Origin of the sequence: Dorea sp. YH-dor226, from assembly GCF_039832105.1 — a bacterium.
Classification (GTDB): Bacteria; Bacillota; Clostridia; order Lachnospirales; family Lachnospiraceae; genus Dorea_A.
The window spans coordinates 43,023-62,559 of sequence record NZ_JBDOHS010000008.1; the positions used below are offsets into that span (position 1 = coordinate 43,023).

19 protein-coding genes are annotated in these 19,537 nt (G+C 42.9%); 1 reads left to right on the forward strand and 18 read right to left on the reverse strand.

All coding sequences use genetic code 11. The annotated features are described in order from the left end of the window. Nucleotides 1–3 precede the first annotated feature (3 nt). From ABE547_RS08475 to gpr, 9 genes are all read right to left on the reverse strand, one after another. Nucleotides 4–327: a ribosomal L7Ae/L30e/S12e/Gadd45 family protein gene (locus ABE547_RS08475; RefSeq protein ID WP_347378372.1), complete on the reverse strand. Its 324-nt coding sequence runs from the start codon at nucleotides 325–327 to the stop codon at nucleotides 4–6. Beyond that, nucleotides 314–568 (reverse strand): YlxR family protein, encoded by a 255-nt coding sequence (locus ABE547_RS08480; RefSeq protein ID WP_235247845.1) that lies wholly within the window; start codon nucleotides 566–568, stop codon nucleotides 314–316. The genes ABE547_RS08475 and ABE547_RS08480 overlap by 14 nt, the downstream gene beginning before the upstream one ends. Nucleotides 569–601: 33 nt before the next feature. Continuing rightward, entirely contained in the window at nucleotides 602–1,774 is a 1,173-nt protein-coding gene (nusA, locus tag ABE547_RS08485; RefSeq protein WP_347378373.1) for a transcription termination factor NusA, read from the reverse strand. Between the two features lie 24 nt (nucleotides 1,775–1,798). Continuing rightward, nucleotides 1,799–2,266 carry a ribosome maturation factor RimP gene (gene rimP / locus ABE547_RS08490; protein ID WP_347378374.1) on the reverse strand — a complete coding sequence of 156 codons (468 nt, stop codon included), beginning with the start codon at nucleotides 2,264–2,266 and terminating at the stop codon, nucleotides 1,799–1,801. Between the two features lie 156 nt (nucleotides 2,267–2,422). Further along, entirely contained in the window at nucleotides 2,423–3,259 is an 837-nt protein-coding gene (gene nudC / locus ABE547_RS08495) for an NAD(+) diphosphatase (RefSeq protein ID WP_347378375.1), read from the reverse strand. A gap of 5 nt (nucleotides 3,260–3,264) precedes the next feature. Further along, on the reverse strand, nucleotides 3,265–5,505 hold the full coding sequence (locus ABE547_RS08500) for a DNA topoisomerase (ATP-hydrolyzing) (RefSeq protein WP_347378376.1): 2,241 nt from the start codon (nucleotides 5,503–5,505) through the stop codon (nucleotides 3,265–3,267). Nucleotides 5,506–5,554: 49 nt separating this feature from the next. Further along, nucleotides 5,555–7,477, reverse strand: a complete 1,923-nt coding sequence (locus ABE547_RS08505) for a DNA gyrase subunit B (RefSeq protein ID WP_347378377.1) — start codon at nucleotides 7,475–7,477, stop codon at nucleotides 5,555–5,557. A 151-nt stretch (nucleotides 7,478–7,628) separates the two neighbouring features. Then, on the reverse strand, nucleotides 7,629–8,816 hold the full coding sequence (gene spoIIP, locus ABE547_RS08510; RefSeq protein WP_347378378.1) for a stage II sporulation protein P: 1,188 nt from the start codon (nucleotides 8,814–8,816) through the stop codon (nucleotides 7,629–7,631). 52 nt (nucleotides 8,817–8,868) lie between these two features. Further along, nucleotides 8,869–9,849: a GPR endopeptidase gene (gene gpr / locus ABE547_RS08515; protein ID WP_347378379.1), complete on the reverse strand. Its 981-nt coding sequence runs from the start codon at nucleotides 9,847–9,849 to the stop codon at nucleotides 8,869–8,871. A 262-nt stretch (nucleotides 9,850–10,111) separates the two neighbouring features. Here gpr and rpsT point away from each other — a divergent pair, with 262 nt between their 5' ends. Continuing rightward, nucleotides 10,112–10,375 carry a 30S ribosomal protein S20 gene (gene rpsT, locus ABE547_RS08520; RefSeq protein WP_235247767.1) on the forward strand — a complete coding sequence of 88 codons (264 nt, stop codon included), beginning with the start codon at nucleotides 10,112–10,114 and terminating at the stop codon, nucleotides 10,373–10,375. A gap of 154 nt (nucleotides 10,376–10,529) precedes the next feature. Here rpsT and ilvC read toward each other — a convergent pair whose 3' ends face one another. The 9 genes from ilvC to ABE547_RS08565 form a co-directional block, all read right to left on the reverse strand. Next, entirely contained in the window at nucleotides 10,530–11,549 is a 1,020-nt protein-coding gene (gene ilvC, locus ABE547_RS08525; protein ID WP_347378380.1) for a ketol-acid reductoisomerase, read from the reverse strand. A gap of 80 nt (nucleotides 11,550–11,629) precedes the next feature. Then, nucleotides 11,630–12,151, reverse strand: coding sequence for an acetolactate synthase small subunit (gene ilvN, locus ABE547_RS08530; protein WP_347378381.1), 522 nt, complete (start codon nucleotides 12,149–12,151; stop codon nucleotides 11,630–11,632). 105 nt (nucleotides 12,152–12,256) lie between these two features. After that, nucleotides 12,257–12,907, reverse strand: a complete 651-nt coding sequence (locus ABE547_RS08535) for an HAD family hydrolase (RefSeq protein WP_347378382.1) — start codon at nucleotides 12,905–12,907, stop codon at nucleotides 12,257–12,259. A 9-nt stretch (nucleotides 12,908–12,916) separates the two neighbouring features. Then, nucleotides 12,917–13,618 (reverse strand): TraX family protein, encoded by a 702-nt coding sequence (locus tag ABE547_RS08540; protein ID WP_347378383.1) that lies wholly within the window; start codon nucleotides 13,616–13,618, stop codon nucleotides 12,917–12,919. A gap of 124 nt (nucleotides 13,619–13,742) precedes the next feature. Then, the gene (gene gpmI / locus ABE547_RS08545) at nucleotides 13,743–15,284 is read right to left on the reverse strand and encodes a 2,3-bisphosphoglycerate-independent phosphoglycerate mutase (RefSeq protein WP_347378384.1); all 1,542 of its coding nucleotides are present in this window, start codon (nucleotides 15,282–15,284) and stop codon (nucleotides 13,743–13,745) included. Between the two features lie 130 nt (nucleotides 15,285–15,414). Continuing rightward, nucleotides 15,415–16,164: a triose-phosphate isomerase gene (gene tpiA / locus ABE547_RS08550; RefSeq protein ID WP_235247774.1), complete on the reverse strand. Its 750-nt coding sequence runs from the start codon at nucleotides 16,162–16,164 to the stop codon at nucleotides 15,415–15,417. Between the two features lie 83 nt (nucleotides 16,165–16,247). Next, entirely contained in the window at nucleotides 16,248–17,441 is a 1,194-nt protein-coding gene (locus tag ABE547_RS08555; RefSeq protein WP_347378385.1) for a phosphoglycerate kinase, read from the reverse strand. A 118-nt stretch (nucleotides 17,442–17,559) separates the two neighbouring features. Continuing rightward, nucleotides 17,560–18,573 (reverse strand): type I glyceraldehyde-3-phosphate dehydrogenase, encoded by a 1,014-nt coding sequence (gene gap / locus ABE547_RS08560; protein WP_347378386.1) that lies wholly within the window; start codon nucleotides 18,571–18,573, stop codon nucleotides 17,560–17,562. Between the two features lie 159 nt (nucleotides 18,574–18,732). Further along, nucleotides 18,733–19,536, reverse strand: coding sequence for a histidinol-phosphatase HisJ family protein (locus tag ABE547_RS08565; RefSeq protein ID WP_347378387.1), 804 nt, complete (start codon nucleotides 19,534–19,536; stop codon nucleotides 18,733–18,735). Nucleotide 19,537 lies beyond the last annotated feature (1 nt).

The window sequence follows — 19,537 nt, forward strand, 5'->3', positions numbered from 1 at the left end:
CCTCTATGCAATTGTATTATCTTCTGTGTCCATATACTTCCTGATCCCTTTTGCAAATCCCTCATCCAGAATGGCGAGAGAAGCACGAAATTCTTTTCCCATTGCATGCCCCAGGGTATCTTTATCTTTATAAAAATAAATCGGCACCTGGTAAAAGTCACACATATTTTTAAATTTTTTCTTTGTATTATCAGAAGCATCATCTGCAACAATCACAAGTACTGCTCTTCCGGTCTTAACTTCTTTTTCCGTACAGAACTCGCCGCTCACAGTTTTTCCCGCTTTCGTTGCCAGACTGATAAGTGACAAAACCCTATTCTGACTCAAGTGACTCCAACTCCTTTTCCAGTGCTTCATACACTTCTTTCGGAATTGCCTGCTTAAAAGAACGCTCCAGGCCTTTGTTTTTCACTGCTTTTTCCAGGCATTCTTTTGACGGGCAGAGGTAAGCTCCTCTTCCATTCTTTCTTCCGGTTGCATCCAGAAGGAATTCTCCCTGTGAAGTATGAATGACACGAATCATCTCTTTTTTACTCTTCATTTCCTGGCAGCCTACACATTTACGCATAGGCAGTTTCTTATTTGCACCCACGCACTTCACCTATTCCTCTGTATCATCTACTTCTTCAAATTCGATCTCCGGATCTTCTTCTGTATATTCTTCCTCGTAAGGCTCTTCATATTCCTCTTCATAGACACCTTCACTCAGTTCCATATAGTTTTCCGGAAGTTCGCCGGACTCAATCGCCTGTGTCTCACTCTTAATATCGATCTTATATCCGGTAAGTCTTGCTGCCAGTCTTGCATTCTGTCCCTCTTTACCAATTGCCAGAGACAGCTGATAATCCGGAACGATTACACTTGCAGTCTTTTCATCCGGATCTGCCATTACAGAGATGACTTTTGCCGGACTCAGAGCATTTTCAATAAAGATTGCCGGATTATCACTCCAGTTAATGATATCGATCTTCTCTTCATGAAGTTCGTTGACGATAGCATTTACCCGGGCTCCGTTCATACCTACACATGCACCTACCGGGTCGACATCCGGATCGTTGGACCATACTGCAATCTTGGTTCTGCTTCCTGCTTCTCTGGCGATACTCTTGATCTCTACGATACCGTCTTTCACTTCCGTTACCTCTGATTCAAACAGACGTTTTACCAATTCCGGATGCGTACGTGATACCAGAATCTTCGGTCCTTTCGTTGTATTCTTTACTTCTACAATATACAGTTTGATACGGTCTGTCGGTTTGAATACCTCGCCTTTCACCTGCTCATTCTCTGTCAGCATTGCATCTGCCTTGCCAAGGTTAACGCTGATATTTTTTCCGACATAACGCTGTACAACACCTGTAACGATATCTTTCTCTTTTTCAAAATACTGATCATATACGACTTTCCGTTCTTCTTCACGGATTTTCTGAAGAATCAGGTTTTTCGCATTCTGTGTTGCGATACGCCCGAATGCTTTGGATTCGATCGGAACATGAACCACATCACCAACCTCATATTTACTGTCAATCTGCTTTGCGGCTTCCAGACTGATCTGCTCAAGCTTATCTTCCACCTCTTCTACAACCGTCTTTTCTGCATACAGCTGATAATCACAGGTTTCTCTGTCCATGATCAGTTTGATATTGTCCGTCTTTCCAAAATGATTCTTACATGCATTCATAAGAGAATTTTCAATTGCATCCAGCAGCGTCTCTTTGCTGATGTCTTTCTCTCTCTCCAGGATATTCAATGCTTCTAATAATTCTGTATTCATGATATTTCCTCCTTTTACTGATCCTTAAAAATCAAAAGCCAGTCGAATCAAAGCAATATTGCTTTTTTCAAATGTCTTTTCTGTTCCGTTTTCCATCTCTATCGTTACTGTCGTTTCATCATAAGCTCTGAGAATACCGGTAAATTCTTTCTGTTTTTCAATCATGCGATAAGTGCGGATCTCAACCTCTTCGCCAAGACTCCGCTTAAAGTCTTTCTCCTTTTTCAGTGGTCTTCCAAGTCCCGGGGAACTGACTTCCAGAATATATGCATCATCAATATAATCCTTTTCATCCAGAATATCTGAAAGTTTTCTGCTCACCGTCTCACAGTCATTTACCGTAATTCCGCCCGGCTTATCGATATATGCACGCAGATACCAGTTGCTTCCTTCTTTTACATATTCCACATCCACCAGTTCAAATCCATGTTCTTCCACGATCGGCTGCAAAATCTCTTCTGTTTTCTGTTCGTAAACTTCTCTTTTTGACAATGTAAAATTCCTCCTTATCAAACAAAGAAGAGTGAACTTTGCGTTCACTCTTCTGCCGATTGACTTATGTTACTAGAAATAAGTATAGCACTTCATATCCTGAAAATCAAGCGTTTCTTCAAGAAATCTCTTTTTTTGCAAAATCTATCTTATCTCCTATACGTCTCCGTTTTTAAATGCCATCATCATTTCATTTGTAAGGCTTAAGTCTTCTTCCTTTACCGGCATCTTCTCCCGTTCAAACCATTCCGCCAGAGCAAGCTCATCCTGATCCAGCGTAATAGAATCATCTCCGTCTAATTCGCAGAAAAATCCAAGCAGCAGTGTATCTGTAAATGACCACGGCTGACTTTTATAGTATCGGATATTTTTTACTTTCAGACCAACTTCCTCCATAACTTCTCTGCGAACGGTCTCCTCAATCGACTCCCCGATTTCATTAAATCCTGCAAGAAGTGCATACTTTTTATATTCTCTTCCGGCATATTTTGACATCAGAATCTTATTACCATGTGTCAGCCCGATGATGACTGCCGGACAGATCTTCGGAAATTCCATCAGTCCACACTGCGGACAACGCATCATACGCTCCTTTTCATCCTGAATCATAGGCTCTCCGCATCGGCCACAGTAACGCCGTGACTGATACCAGCGATAGAGCTGCCATCCTGTCACAGCCGCGAACTGCCGGTATTTGGGTCTGGCACTTCGAAAATACTGCTTATCTTCCAGGTGATATTCCGGAAAATCATCCGGATCAATTCCATCCGCCAGATAGTATCTCTGACCGTCGATGGAAAACAGATAAGTATAATTTTCCCAGATCTCACTGCTGTATTTTTTTGCCTCACCAAACGTCAGAAAGGCAATCTCATCATCTTCTGTCCTGATCAGTATTTTTCTTCCTTCATAATATAACAGTATACTGTCATCTTCCGGCGGCTGCGGTCGATATTCATTTCTATATTCATGTGGTTCAATATTCTGTATCATATTGTTTATCCTCTGTATTTCGTCCCGTTTCCATCCCGCTTTGCGAGCTTCAACCGATTCAGTGTTACTTCTTTTTCATTATATGTGATTTTGCACTCTGTTCCTTCCTCAAACAGATATGCCTGTTCCAGTTCATCATTCTTTTTCAGACGAATTCCGCGTACTCCGACAGCTCCTTTTTTCTTATCCGTTACCTCTTCCGCCAAAAAGCGAAGGAAATATCCATCTTTGGTCTGCAATACGATCTGCTGATTATCTGTAATGACCTGAACACTGACAAGTTCATCCTCCGGCTGAAGTTTTGTTGCTGCAATCGTTCGTTTTGCGACCTGGAATTCTGTTCCCTCTACTTTTTTGATCATTCCCTGCTTTGTGGCAAAAAGAATCTTCGCATAACGCATCTGCTCTGCATCGCACAGATAGACGATCTCTTCCTGCGTACTGTCATAATTGCTCACATTGTCAATCGGAAGTCCTTTATCCCGGAACTTTCCATATGGAAGATCCATAACCTTGATCTGATGCATCTTTCCGGTATTGGTAAATAGACAGATCTTTCCGGTATTCATACAGCTGAATATATATTTGTTCTCATGATCAGCTGCTTCTTTATTCCTCTCATAGGTGCTTGTATCCACAGTTTTTGCATATCCGAATCGATCCATCAGGAAGATCACTTCCTGTTCCTCGACTTTCTTTTCCTCATACACTGCTTCTTCGGCATTTTCAATGACTGTGCGACGCTTTGTCGCATATTCCTTCTTTATCTTATCCAGATCTTCTATGATCACATTGGCCATAGAATCATAGTGATTCAGGATGTCCTCGAATTTTGCAATGTTTTTCAGAGTCTCTTCATGTTCTTTCATCAGAGCTTCGATCTCCAGACCAATCAGCTTATACAGACGCATTTCAAGAATCGCAGTCGCCTGCCTCTCTGTAAACCGGAGCATAGAAGCCATCTTTTTGGAAATACCGGACTTAAACTTGATATTCTCTGTAATTCCTTTGGTCAGACATGCTTTTGCATCCTTGATGTTCTGACTTCCGCGCAGGATTTCAATAATCAGATCTATGACATCACATGCTTTGATCAGACCTTCCTGGATCTCTTTTTTATCCCGCTCTTTTTTCAGAAGTGTCTGATACTTTCTGGTTGCCATCTCAAACTGAAAATCCACGTGATGTTCAATGATCCGCTTAAGCCCCATCGTTTCCGGTCTTCCGTCTGCTACTGCAAGCATATTTACTCCGAATGTATCTTCCAGACGCGTCTTTTTGTAAAGCATATTCGTCAGATTCTCTACATCCGCCCCTTTTTTCAGTTCAATGACAATCCGGATTCCTTCTTTGGATGACTGATTGGAGATATCTACAATGTCTGTCGTTTTCTTAGTTTCTACCAGAGCACAGACATCATTCAGAAACTTACCGATCCCGGCTCCGATCATTGTGTATGGGATCTCTGTAATGACCAGGCGCTTCTTACCGCCTTTCATATCTTCGACCTCTACTTTTCCACGGATCTTGATCTTTCCGGTCCCCGTCTCATAGATCTGCAGAAGATCATCCTTGTTAACAACAATTCCGCCGGTCGGAAAATCCGGCCCCTTGATGTACTTCATCAGCTGTCTCGTGCTGATCTCATCATTTTTCATATATGCTTTAACGCCATCGATCACTTCTTCCAGATTGTGCGTCGGAATACTGGTCGCCATACCAACCGCAATTCCCTCCGCTCCGTTTATCAGCAGGTTCGGAATACGAACCGGAAGCACCTGCGGTTCCTTTTCCGTCTCATCGAAGTTCGGAACAAAGTCAACGATATCTTTATCCAGATCTGCCAGATACGCTTCCTGCGTGATCTTTGCAAGACGTGCTTCCGTATAACGCATAGCTGCGGCTCCGTCTCCTTCAATGGATCCGAAATTGCCGTGTCCGTCGACCAGTATCCTTCCCTTTTTAAAATCCTGCGCCATAACAACCAGCGCTTCATAGATAGAACTGTCCCCATGCGGATGGTATTTACCCATGGTGTCTCCGACGATACGGGCACATTTCCGGTACGGCTTATCGTATCGGATTCCAAGCTCGTACATGTCATAAAGCGTACGCCTCTGTACCGGCTTTAATCCGTCTCTGACATCCGGCAGAGCACGGGAAACGATGACACTCATCGCATAATCTATATATGATTTTTTCATTACATCAGAATATTCCGTTCTGATTATCTGTGAATCCTGCATTTTTTATCTCCTACACTTCTCCAACACGTTTCTATACATATTTTCCTTTTTAAATATCAAGCTCCGCTTCTGTAGCATTTTCAAAGATGAATGTTCTTCTTGGCGGTACCTCAGAACCCATCAGCATCTCTGTCACACTGGAGGCCATTCTTGCATCCTCGATCTCAACCAGCTTCAGCATCCGGGTCTCTGGATTCAGCGTAGTCTCCCACAGCTGTTCAGCATCCATTTCTCCAAGACCTTTGTATCTCTGAAGTGTAAACGGGCCCTCATGGGTCTTTCGATATCGCTCCAGTGCCTTATCATCGTACAGATATTCCTCTTCTCCCTTTTTGGGCATAGCCTTATATAGAGGAGGCATCGCAATATATACGTGTCCCTCATAGATCAGTTCCGGCATAAATCGATAAAAAAGTGTAAGAAGCAATGTCGAAATGTGTGCTCCGTCCACGTCGGCATCCGCCATGATAATAATCTTGTCATAACGAAGCTTTTTTATATCAAAGTCATTGCCGTATCCTTCCGAAAATCCACAGCCAAATGCATTGATCATGGTCTTGATCTCTGCATTTGCAAGAACCTTATCAATGCTCGCTTTTTCCACATTCAGGATCTTTCCCCGAATCGGCAGAATCGCCTGATACATCCTGTCGCGTGCCGTCTTTGCAGATCCTCCCGCAGAATCTCCCTCGACAATAAAGATCTCACACTTGCCGGCATCTCTGCTCTCACAGTTGGCAAGCTTTCCGTTGCTGTCAAAAGAATACTTCTGCTTTGTCAGAAGATTCGTCTTGGCACGTTCTTCTGTTTTCCGGATCTTTGCTGCCTTCTCGGCGCAGCCGATGACTTTTTTCAGCGTCTCCAGATTACGGTCAAAATACCGGATGATCTCATCATTTGTCACCTTACTGCAGGCTTTCGCCGCATCCGGATTGTCAAGCTTTGTCTTGGTCTGCCCTTCAAATCTCGGATCCGGATGTTTGATCGAAACAATCGCCGTCATCCCATTTCGTATATCTGCACCTGTAAAATTAGAATCCTTTTCCTTCAGGATCCCCAACTCTCTGGCATACTGGTTGATCACAGTTGTAAAAGTAGTCTTAAATCCGGTCAGATGTGTTCCGCCTTCCGCGTTATAGATATTGTTGCAGAATCCAAGAACATTCTCATGAAATTCATTCACATACTGAAATGCCACTTCTACCTCAATGCCTTCTGCTGTTCCTTTAAAGTATACCGGCTCATGCACCGACTCATTCTTACTGTTCAGTTCACGGATAAATCCCAGAATCCCATCCGGCTCGTGGTACACAATATGTTCCACTTCGTTTCCGCGCCTGTCTTCAAATATGATCGTAAGGGATGGATTCAGATATGCCGTCTCATGCATACGGCTTTTTACTTCTTCGGCTTTAAATCTTGTCTTTTCAAATATGGTATCATCCGGCAGAAAGTTGACCTTCGTACCGGTTTTTCTCGTCTTTGCAATCTTTGGAAGCAGTCCGTCTTCCAGTTCGATGACCGGCTTTCCCCTCTCATATCTGTCATGATGCACATAGCCATCTCTGCTGATCTCCACATCCATGTACACAGAAAGTGCATTGACAACAGAGGAGCCCACTCCATGAAGTCCTCCACTGGTCTTATATGCAGAATCATCAAACTTACCACCTGCATGAAGTGTCGTGTATACCACTCGTTCTGCGGAAACACCTGTTGCATGAAGGTCAACCGGAACTCCACGTCCATTATCCGCTACCGTTGCAGACCCGTCCTTTTCCAGCGTCACGCGGATCTCACTGCAGTATCCGGCCAGATGCTCGTCCACAGAATTATCAACAATTTCATAGATCAGATGATTCAATCCCTTTGTTGATACACTTCCTATATACATTCCCGGTCTTTTTCTGACCGCTTCCAGTCCCTCCAAGATGGCAATACTCTCTGCATCATATGTATTCTTTTTCGCCATTCCTACTATATCCTTTCTATGCTCTTCCGTCTGCTTCACAGACTTTTCCATGCTGCGATTATATTAGCACACAAAAAATGTATTCGTCTACACTAACTCTTTTTTTCTTCCGAAGCCATGCAAAACAGATCATGATAAAAAGGTGATATATTCACTTTGTCAACACGATACTCAGCGTGTCAGCAAGGACTTCCATCGCATTTTTCATCTCTTCCACCGTATTCGTCTGAGCTCCGGCCTCAATCAGCAGTGTCTTTGGTTTAACATGCATATTGTACCGATATGCCCGAAGGAATATATGTCTGGTAAAGCCGGGATACTTGTTCGTTGCTGCAATCTGCATCTGAAGGGAAAATGCCAGATTATCTTCTATGTATGGGTTCGCCAGATAACTGATGTCTCCATTTGCTCTCGTCCTGCTCAGCCCGTTAAAAAACATGATCTGCGCCGTTGGTTTTCCATTGATCTGCGTTACCAGATGTGTGGTATCTGCAACCCCGTCACGATGCAGATCAATGACAACCTCTATACTCGGATTTGCTGAAAGAATGGCCTGAATCTCCGGTTCTGCCAGCTGATACGCCTTACTCCTGTCCAGTTTTCCGTCCACATAATCATATACACCTGTATGATGCAATGTTTCAATTCCGTATTTCTGATTCAGTATTGACGCCAGATAGCTTCCGATTCCAACGATCGTGGTATTTACATCTCCTGCAATCGAGTCAGCAAAAGCCTCCTGGGAATGCGTATGATAGATCAGTACCTTGGGACCATCAGACAAGGCATTGATCTTCAGGTCTTTTGCCAGAAGCTTCTGCGCATTTAACAGTTCCGGATCTGCCATGGTACTGCTGTCAACGGTATAAAAATTGCCAAGCAGATACTCATAGTCGGACAGTTTCTCCATAGAAGTATCGATCGCCGTTCCGGAAGTAGTGACGATTTCCTGAGACTGTATATCTTCACCGATCAGATTCCCGTTTTCATCGATGGCATTTTCATCATTTGCCTGTTTTGCAAGTATCATCTCATAAGTTTCCTGATCCTCAATATCCGTCAGAACTGCTTTTTTCTCCTCTGTATACATCCCCAGGGGAATCAGCTGCATGGCTTTCCCTGCAATCCACTGATGAAACGACACCTGTTTTTCTTCTTCCACATATACAAATGATGCAAGATATGTCTGTTTTGCAACATCCATCACAAGATAATTCATATGATCCATAATCTCTTCTTCTGCCGGCTTCGGACTCTTTCCCGCCAGATATACCGCACCGATACCGGCAGCAGCGATCACAGCCATTCTGGCAAACTGTTGTTTTTGCTTTGCGCCCACGTCATCACTCTGCCTTTCCTTCTTCTATCACTATATGAGCAGATTTTCCTTATTATGAGCATGTCCCTCCGGAAAGAAGAATGTTTAACGATTCTGATATGGTATAACTGATCCTTTTTACGGTCTCATCGATATCCTTTGGTGTCACAAATAAGCCGTTCAGATGCGGCGAGATCAGTTCTCTGATCAGCTCATATTTCTCTGCCGCATTATACCCCTGCATTACTACACCCACTCCTTTCAGCGTCTCTGAACTTTCCAGTGCAGCGATCAGATTTTCCATCGTATCATTGACAATTGTTGCTGCGTCCACAACCGTGGGTACACCTATTGCAATCACCGGAACTCCAACCGTCTCTCTGGTGATCGCATTTCGATGGTTTCCAACTCCTGAGCCCGGATGGATCCCTGTATCGGCAATCTGAATCGTACGGTTCAGCCGTCTGGAACTTCGCGCAGCAAGCGCATCTATCGCAATAATCAGATCCGGTTTTGTCTCCGTCACAATTCCTTTCATAATCTCAACCGTCTCCATACCGGTCTGTGCCATCACACCCGGCACAATGGCACTTACCAGGCGGATATCATCCTCTCCGATCGCATATTTTCCATATTCACGTACAATATGCCTGGTAATATTCAGATGATCTACAACATACGGGCCAAGCGCATCCGGAGTTACTTTTCGATTCCCCAGGCCTGCTATGAGTACTGAACAGTCCTTTTCTCTTTTTCCGACAAGCTTTTTCACAAACGTCTCCAGGTATCCGGAAAGCTCTTTCGAAACCTCCCGGTGATAATCTTCATCCGGAACGACCATGTTCGGAACTTCCATCGTAATGTAAGTACCAACCGGCTTTTGCATGATTCTGGCACCTTTTTCCGTTTCAATCTTTACTGTAGTGACTTTGATCTCCTTTTCTTCATTATAGGACTCCTCCAGTACAACTCCCTGGACTTCCACGTGATCAGATTCAAATCGTTCTTTCTGCTCCAGTGCCAGATCTGTTCGAATACTGTATTTTTCAATCATGATGTTTTCCTTTCCTGATATTATTATTGTCCTTCGCTTCGCAGCTACCCTCCGCTTCTCATCAGTTCAGACGCGCCCATAATAGAGATTATGGCTGAACTGATGGTTTATATTTTTTCCAATATTTTGAGAAATATGTATTGACAGAACACAATACTTGGCCTAAAATAGATTCGTATGTTTCGTTAGAACGTCCGTGTCCGGCTCTAACGAACTGGAAAATCGACAAAGATCGAAATATATGATATCGGAGGTGGACAAATTGGCTAATATTAAATCTGCAAAGAAAAGAATTTTAGTAAACGAAACAAAAGCTGCTAGAAACAAAGCAATCAAATCTAAAGTAAAAACTTGCGTAAAGAAAGTTGAAACAGCTGTAGCTAACAAGGATGCCGCTGCTGCTGCAGAAGCATTAAAGGTTGCAATCGTTGAAATCAACAAGGCAGGAAGCAAGGGTGTTTATCACAAAAACACATGCTCAAGAAAGATTTCCCGTTTAACAAAAGCTGTTAACGGAATTGCTTAATAATAAAAAAAGAGTTGCATTAAAAAACAGCCATCCCGTCAGTGGCTGTTTTTTTTATTCTTATTATTTCATTTCACATAAGAAAAACAGGACACAGCCTACGCTGCGTCCTGTCCCTATGTAATCTTTCTGAAATATCCCGTTCAGCCAATGATTAGTTATTGATCAGCTTATCTTCGCCATTCCAGCTGTAAAGCTGTCTGATCTCTTTACCGATCTTCTCTGCCGGATGCTCAGCTGCAAGTTTTCTCATGGCTTTGAAGTGTACCTGACGTCCTGCAGGTGACATATCAAGCAGGAAGTCTTTTGCAAATGTACCATCCTGAATATCTGTCAGGATCTGCTTCATAGCCTTCTTTGTATCTTCTGTAATGATCTTCGGTCCTGTGATATAATCACCATACTCAGCTGTGTTAGAGATAGAATATCTCATTCCTTCGAAACCACTCTGATAGATCAGGTCAACGATCAGCTTCATCTCATGAATACACTCGAAGTATGCATTTCTCGGGTCATATCCTGCTTCTGTAAGTGTTTCAAAACCAGCCTGCATCAATGCACATACACCACCGCAGAGAACTGCCTGCTCACCAAAGAGGTCTGTCTCAGTCTCTGTACGGAAGTTTGTCTCAAGAAGTCCGGCTCTTGCTCCACCGATTCCAAGACCATAAGCCATTGCTTTATCCCATGCTTTTCCTGTGTAATCCTGCTCAACAGCGATCAGACAAGGAGTTCCTTTTCCAGCCTGATACTCGCTTCTTACAGTGTGTCCCGGTGCCTTAGGAGCGATCATTGCAACATCTACATTCTTTGGTGGTTTGATACATCCGAAGTGAATGTTGAAACCATGTGCAAACATCAGCATGTTGCCTTCTTCCAGATTTGGTTCGATATCTTTCTTGTACATATCAGCCTGTAACTCATCGTTGATCAGGATCATGATGATATCAGCCTGCTTAGCTGCTTCTGCTGCTGTAAATACTTCAAATCCCTGTGCTTCAGCCTTTGCCCAGGATCTGCTTCCTTCATAAAGACCAATGATAACATCACATCCAGATTCTTTTAAGTTAAGGGCATGAGCATGTCCCTGGCTTCCATAACCGATAATCGCAATCTTCTTCCCCTCTAATACAGATAAATTGCAATCTTCCTGATAAAAAATTCTTGCTGCCATTTTAGCATTCCTCCTAAATTTGTATTAAAATAATAAACTTTATATTGTTAAACAGAGCGATACTCTGTTTAATATCTGAATTAAATTTTTTCAATATTGCCTTCCTGATCAATCAATGTGACATTTTTAATACCACGAGTCAGTCCGGTAATACCTGTTCTTGCAAGCTCAAGGATCTCATAGCCTTCCAGAAGATTTAAGAAAGCCTCCAGCTTGGACTTTGTTCCCGTAAGTTCTACCATCAGGGAATCCTTCTCAACATCGACGATCTTTGCACGGAAAATATCTGCAACCGATATGATCTCTGCGCGTTCTGCCTTATTTGCGCGAACCTTTACCATGATCAATTCACGGTATACAGAGTTATCCGGATCCAGAACCTTGATCTCAATGACATCTTCCAGCTTTCTTACCTGCTTTTCAATCTGTGATAAGATCAGCTCATCTCCGCTTGCCACAATTGTAATTCTGGTAAATCTCGGATCTGCGGTAACACCTGCAGATATACTGTCAATGCTGTATCCCCGTCTGCTGAACAGACCTGATATACGGCTTAATACACCAGAATTGTTATCTACCAATAATGAATAAACTCTTTGCATATTGCACCTCTCTTCAACATTTTTCAAAAACAGAGTGCGTTCTGTTTTTTAATCATAACAATATCGTATCTTTTTGTCAAGTGAATCATATTACTTTTTTTATATTTACACGATTTTCAGAATGTCCTGTGGTGTTTCCACGATATGCGAGGCTCCTGCATGTTCCAGTTCCTCCCGGCTCCCGAATCCATACAATACCCCAATACAGTCAATCCCTGCCAGCTTTGCACCTGTCACATCATGCATACGGTCTCCTACCATAATTACAGCAGACCGGTTCTCAATCTTACATGCCCGCAACGCATATTCGATCACTTCCACTTTTGTGGCCCTGCCTCCGCCAATCTCCATCCCTGCTACATAATCAAAATAATCGGCCAGATGATAATACTCCAGAATTCTTTTTGCGAAAACCTCTGGTTTTGAAGTTGCCACCACCAGCTTCTTTCCCCTCTCTTTCAGAGCTTTCAATGTCGATTCCAGTCCTTCATACACCTGATTTTCATAAATCCCCTGATCCTGATAATATTCTCGGTAATACAGGATTGCCTTTCGACATTTTTCTTCATCAAATCCGTAATATTCTGCATAAGAATCACGAAGCGGCGGACCTATAAAAGCATACAGTTCTTTTCGATCCGGTGGCTCGATACCGAATTTCTTCAGTGAATAGATCACTGCATTTGTAATTCCCAGGGAAGAATCCACGATTGTCCCGTCCAGGTCAAAAAAACAGGTCTCATATGTTTTCATCATTCATACTCCTTAAAACCATAATAGATCAATCAGCCATAACAGCATAAGATGCCCTGGATAGAAAATATAAAAAAACCATTTCTTATATCTTCCTTTTCCCGCGGCACATTTTCCATTGTAGAAATATAGAATCACGATTCCCGAAGCAATCAATCCCACGCAGCTCATAACCGTGCGTATCAGGGATTCCGGCACCGGATAATAAGAAACGCAGGAGATCATATTCGTAGTTCCAAACAGTACTACCGACACCATGTAAGATATCAATGTCTTTTTTCTGTCCCCTTTACTCCATACAAACAGCCATGTAAAGATCGCCGCAAGCCATGCCCAGTCCGTAAAGGAAGTACAAAAGACCAGAAGCAGCGCCAAAACTCTTCTCTCTACCGGATGCGTTACATATTCCAGCACACAGATCAACAGAAAGCAAATAAACAACGTAAACATCATATTCAGATTCCATGTCTTCAGCGCCAGAGAATAAGGAATCTGTGAAAGACAGCCAAACACAAACAGTCGCTGTGCATACTTCACCTTTGATCGTGTATACCCATATCCTTCCACGAGAAAATAACACATGGTAATCGCCGTAAAATATCCGGTATCAATCAAGCATTCATACGGAAGACTTCCTGGAGTCATAAAAACATGTGCAAAATGATTGCAGAACATGGTAATCATTGCGATCAGCTTGATCACATCTCGGTTCATATATCAACCCCTCCTGTTCAGGACACGCTTTCGGATCCTGATCTGCCAATGCAACTGAGGACGCAGTCTGTCAAAGACTGCGTCCTGTTATCTCTTTGATACTATATTCTTTTCACGATGTGCTTTATGCTCTTACCAGCAAAGATTTACCAGTCATTTCCTGCGGCTGTTCCATACCCATAAGTTCAATCAGAGTAGGAGCAATATCTGCAAGACATCCGCCCTCTCTTAATCGCAGAGAAGAGTCTGCATTAACCAGAATAAACGGCACCGGATTGGTCGTATGTGCTGTGAACGGCTCACCGGTTTCGTCGTCAATCAGCTGCTCTGCATTTCCGTGATCCGCACAGATAAACATCTGCCCGTCTACCTCTTTGATCGCGTCAACAGCTTTGCCTACACACTCATCAACTGCTTCAATTGCCTTGATCGCAGCATCTTCCACACCGGTATGTCCTACCATATCAGGGTTGGCAAAATTAATAATGATCACGTCATATTTTCCGGATTTGATTGCCTCCACCAGCTTATCACATACTTCATAAGCACTCATTTCCGGTTTCAGATCATAGGTTGCTACCTTTGGAGATTTTACCAGAATTCTGTCTTCACCTTCATTCGGTTCTTCTACACCGCCATTAAAGAAGAAGGTAACATGGGCGTATTTTTCTGTCTCAGCAATACGTGCCTGATTCTTTCCGTTCTTCGCAAGAAATTCACCAAATGTATTCGTAATCTCTTCCTTTACGAATGCAACCTGTTTATTTGCAATCGTCACGTCATATTCTGTAAAACATACAAATGTAGTTTTTACTCTCTCTCCACGATCGAATCCCGCAAATTCCTCATCACAGAATGTTCTTGTGATCTCTCTTGCACGGTCCGGACGGAAATTGAAGAATATAATCGAATCATCATTCTTGATCGTTGCGGTCGGAACGCCATCTTTCACAACAACTGTCGGAAGAACGAATTCATCCGTCTCGTCTTTGTCATAAGAAGCCTGAATACCGGCCGGTCCTCCGGCCGCTTTCTCTCCTTCTCCGAATACCAGAGCACGATAAGCCTTCTCCACACGATCCCAGCGATTATCACGGTCCATTGCATAGTAACGCCCCATAACCGTAGCCACTTCACCGACACCAATCTCCTGCATCTTTGCTTCCAGCTGTTCTACATACCCTTTTCCGGAAGCCGGTGGGGTATCACGTCCGTCCAGGAAGCAGTGTACATATACCTTTTCAATTCCCTGTTTTTTGGCCAGTTCCAGAAGTCCATAGATATGCTCATTGTGGCTGTGTACGCCTCCGTCAGAAACCAGTCCCATCAGATGAAGGGAAGAATTGTTTTTCTTAACGTTTTCACAGGCTGCAAGGAGCGCCTTATTTTCAAAAAAATCTCCATCCTGAATTGCCTTTGTAATCTTGGTCAGATCCTGATACACGATACGGCCTGCCCCCATATTCAGATGCCCAACCTCAGAATTACCCATCTGTCCGTCCGGTAGACCAACTGCCATTCCACTTGCGTTTCCCTTTACAAACGGATACTCTGCCATTAATTTATCCATAACCGGAGTCTTGCCCTCTGCCACGGCATTTCCGGTAGTTTTCTCATTTAATCCATAACCGTCCAAGATCATAAGTACTGTTGGTTTTTTGCTCATTTTCATTTCTCCTCCAATTATATCTCACATCAGATCATTCCCTGAAAATCATCCCTGTACATGTGCCGCAAAAACAGCACAAAAGCCGCAGGAAGCAATATTCCTGCCTCCTACGGCAAATACTATCTGCTTATTTGTAGTTTACGATCTTTCCAAAATCAGCTTTCAGAGAAGCACCACCTACAAGACCGCCGTCAATGTCAGCCTGTGCAAATAATTCAGCTGCGTTTCCTGCATTTACAGATCCGCCATACTGAATACGGATTGCTTCTGCTGTTGCCTCATCATATACCTCAGCGATGCATGCACGGATACCTGCACACACTTCTTCTGCCTGCTCTGTTGTAGCTGTCTTTCCGGTTCCGATTGCCCAGATTGGCTCATAAGCGATCACTGCTTCTTTTGCCTGATCTGCGGTCACATTCTGGAATCCAACCTTTACCTGCTGACGGATAAAGTCCATAGTTACACCCTGTTCTCTCTGTTCCAGAGTCTCACCACAGCACATGATTGGTGTAAGACCATGCTCAAACGCTTTCAGCATCTTCTTGTTGATATCTTCATTGGTCTCTCCAAAATACTCTCTTCTCTCAGAATGTCCGAGAATGACATATTTTACACCGGCATCTGTCAGCATATTCGGAGCGATCTCTCCAGTATATGCACCTTTTTCCTCAAAGTACATATTTTCAGCACCAACCTGAATGTTGCTTCCTTTTACAGCTTCAACAACCGGAACAATGTCGATTGCCGGAACGCAGAATACAACATCAACGTCTTCACTTGCTACCAGTGGTTTTAACTCTTCAACTAAGGCAACTGCCTCGCTTGGAGTCTTGTTCATTTTCCAGTTACCTGCAACAATTTTCTTTCTTGCCATAATAAAAATTCTCCTTACTACTAATAATCCATATATACGCTATGGTATGTTCACACTAAGTTCGAAAACGCCTCACCAAGTGCTTACTTATCATTCGCTGCTGCTACACCCGGCAGTTCCTTTCCTTCCAGGAATTCCAGTGATGCTCCGCCACCTGTGGAGATGTGTGTCATCTTAGCACCATATCCCAACTGGTTTACTGCTGCTGCAGAATCACCACCGCCGATGATTGTTGTTGCATCCGTATCAGCAAGAGCTTTTGCAACTGCCTCTGTTCCATGAGCAAATTTCGGCATCTCAAAGCATCCCATAGGTCCATTCCATACAACCGTCTTTGCATCCTGAACTGCCTCACAGAAGATCTTTTCTGTCTCCGGTCCGATATCCAGTCCTTCCCATCCTTCCGGGATCTCTCCTGACTTCACTACCTTTGAATTTGCATCATTAGAGAAATCATCTGCAATAATGGTATCTACAGGAAGTAATAATTTTACACCCTTTGTCTTTGCTTTTTCAATCATATCAAGTGCATACTGGCAGTAATCTTCCTCTAACAGAGATTTTCCAACGGTTCCGCCCTGTGCTTTTGCAAATGTATATGCCATTCCACCACCGATGATCAGTGTGTCTACTTTTTCAAGCAGGTTCTCGATTACAGAGATCTTGCTTGATACTTTTGCTCCTCCAAGAATTGCCACGAATGGTCTTTCCGGATTGTTCACAGCATTTCCAAGGAAATCGATCTCTTTCTGCATCAGATATCCTACAACTGCAGTATCTACGAACTGAGTAACACCAACATTTGAACAGTGTGCACGATGTGCAGTACCAAATGCATCATTTACAAACACATCACACAGAGATGCCAGTTCCTTGCTGAACGCTTCTCCGTTCTTTGTCTCTTCGATTCTGTAACGTGTATTTTCAAGAAGAATTACTTCTCCGTCTTTCATTGCTTCTACTGCAGCTTTTGCGTTCGGACCAACCACTTCAGGATCAGCAGCAAACTTTACTTCCTGTCCAAGCAGTTCAGACAAACGAACAGCTACCGGTGCCAGAGATAATTCCGGTTTTGGTTCTCCCTTCGGTTTTCCCAGATGAGAGCAGAGAATAATCTTTCCTCCGTCAGCAATTAATTTCTTGATTGTTGGAAGTGCTGCAACCAGACGATTTTCATCTGTAATCTTGCCATCAATAAGTGGAACATTAAAGTCACATCTTACAAGCACTCTTTTTCCTTTTACATTAATATCATCAACTGATTTTTTATTGAGCATATGATTGCCTCCTTTTTTACTGCTGCATTTAAAAAGAGCCCGGTCCAATAAGACCGGACCCTTTGTGAGTCTTATACAATAGCCTTTTGCGACATGCAATCAGCACTTTTCGCCAATATTAAGCTAATTCAGCAAAGTATTTGATTGTTCTAACCATCTGGCTTGTGTAAGAGTTCTCATTGTCATACCATGATACAACCTGAACTTCTGTTGTTCCGTTGTCTAATGGAAGAACCATTGTCTGTGTTGCATCGAATAAAGAACCAAATCTCATACCTACGATATCGCTGGAAACGATCTCATCTGTATTGTATCCGAAAGATTCATTAGATGCAGCCTTCATAGCCTCATTGATCTGATCTACAGTAACTTCTCCTTCAACTACAGCTGTCAGGATTGTTGTAGAACCTGTTGGGGTTGGTACACGCTGAGCAGATCCGATTAATTTTCCGTTCAGTTCAGGGATAACAAGTCCGATTGCTTTTGCAGCACCTGTGCTGTTTGGAACGATATTAACTGCAGCAGCACGAGATCTTCTTAAATCACCTTTTCTCTGTGGTCCGTCAAGTGTCATCTGATCGCCTGTGTAAGCGTGGATTGTGCACATGATACCGGATTTGATCGGAGCAAGATCATTTAAAGCCTTAGCCATAGGTGCTAAACAGTTTGTTGTACAGGAAGCTGCAGAAATAACTGTATCTTCTGCTGTAAGTGTGTCATGATTAACATTATATACGATAGTTGGCAGGTCTTTTCCAGCTGGTGCGGAAATAACAACTTTTCTGGCGCCTGCTTTGATGTGAGCAGATGCTTTTTCTTTAGAGGTATAGAAACCTGTACACTCAAGAACAACGTCTACACCGATTTCTCCCCAAGGAAGCTCTTCTGCATTAGCTTTTGCGTAGATCTTGATTTCTTTTCCATCAACGATGATAGAATCTTCTGTTGCTTCTACTTTGTCAGCTAAAGCATATTTTCCCTGTGAAGAGTCATACTTTAATAAGTGTGCGAGCATCTTTGGAGATGTTAAGTCGTTGATTGCAACAACTTCATATCCCTCTGCTCCAAACATCTGTCTGAATGCAAGACGTCCGATACGTCCAAATCCATTAATCGCTACTTTTACTGCCATGATTAATTCCTCCTAAAGTTTGTTTATTAACTGGTTGCGCAGTCTTCTATTGTGAACTCCTTAACAGTTTTTTCCAAAATTGTTAAAGATTCATCAACTGAAACAATTGTACTAAATCTGATACAAAAATTCAAGTGCTTTCTTTTGGTTTTCCTTTTTTTATGGAAGTTGCTTAAAAACCGGCTTTCGCCCACAAAATTCTGTATAATATTTAAACCCGCAAACCCTTAAAATATCGGATACCTTGTAAAAATCATACGCAATATGCTCCGGTTTATGTCCGTCAGCACCTACTGTAATAATCTCACCACCAAGTTCCCGGTATCTTTTCAGCACATCCGGATGTGGATGCGCAAAAGGAAGCCCGTATTTTAAACCGGCCGTATTCAGTTCGATTCCTCTTCCCTTTTCGATGATTGTTTTCAATATCTCATCAATCAGATCCACATATTTATGGTAGGAATACGCTTTTTCCTTATTCTCTCCATATCGGACCATATAATCCAGATGTCCCAGAACATCATAATCTTCATACAGTCTTACATCTTCCAGAGTCTCTTCCAGCACAGCACGATAGATCTCCTCATCTGTATGTCCTTTAAAAATCTCTCCGTATGCAATATCCATCTTCCATATGCAGTGCACGGATCCAATCACAAAATCAAACGGATACTTCTTGACAAATTCCCGGTAATATGACTCCAGATATGGCTGAATCCCAAGTTCCACCCCAATTCTTACATCAATCTGATCTCTGTATTTTTCTTTCAGCGGCGGGAGCACCCGAAAATACTCTTCCGGATCAAATATATCTTCCGGTCCCCAGTCCATATTGTCTTTGTCATAATGATCGGTAAAACAGATCACCTCCAGCCCTTTTTCTATCGCCCCCCGAATCATCTCTTCCGGCGTAGACGAAGAATCATGTGAAAAATTTGTATGCATATGCACGTCTGCTCTCATA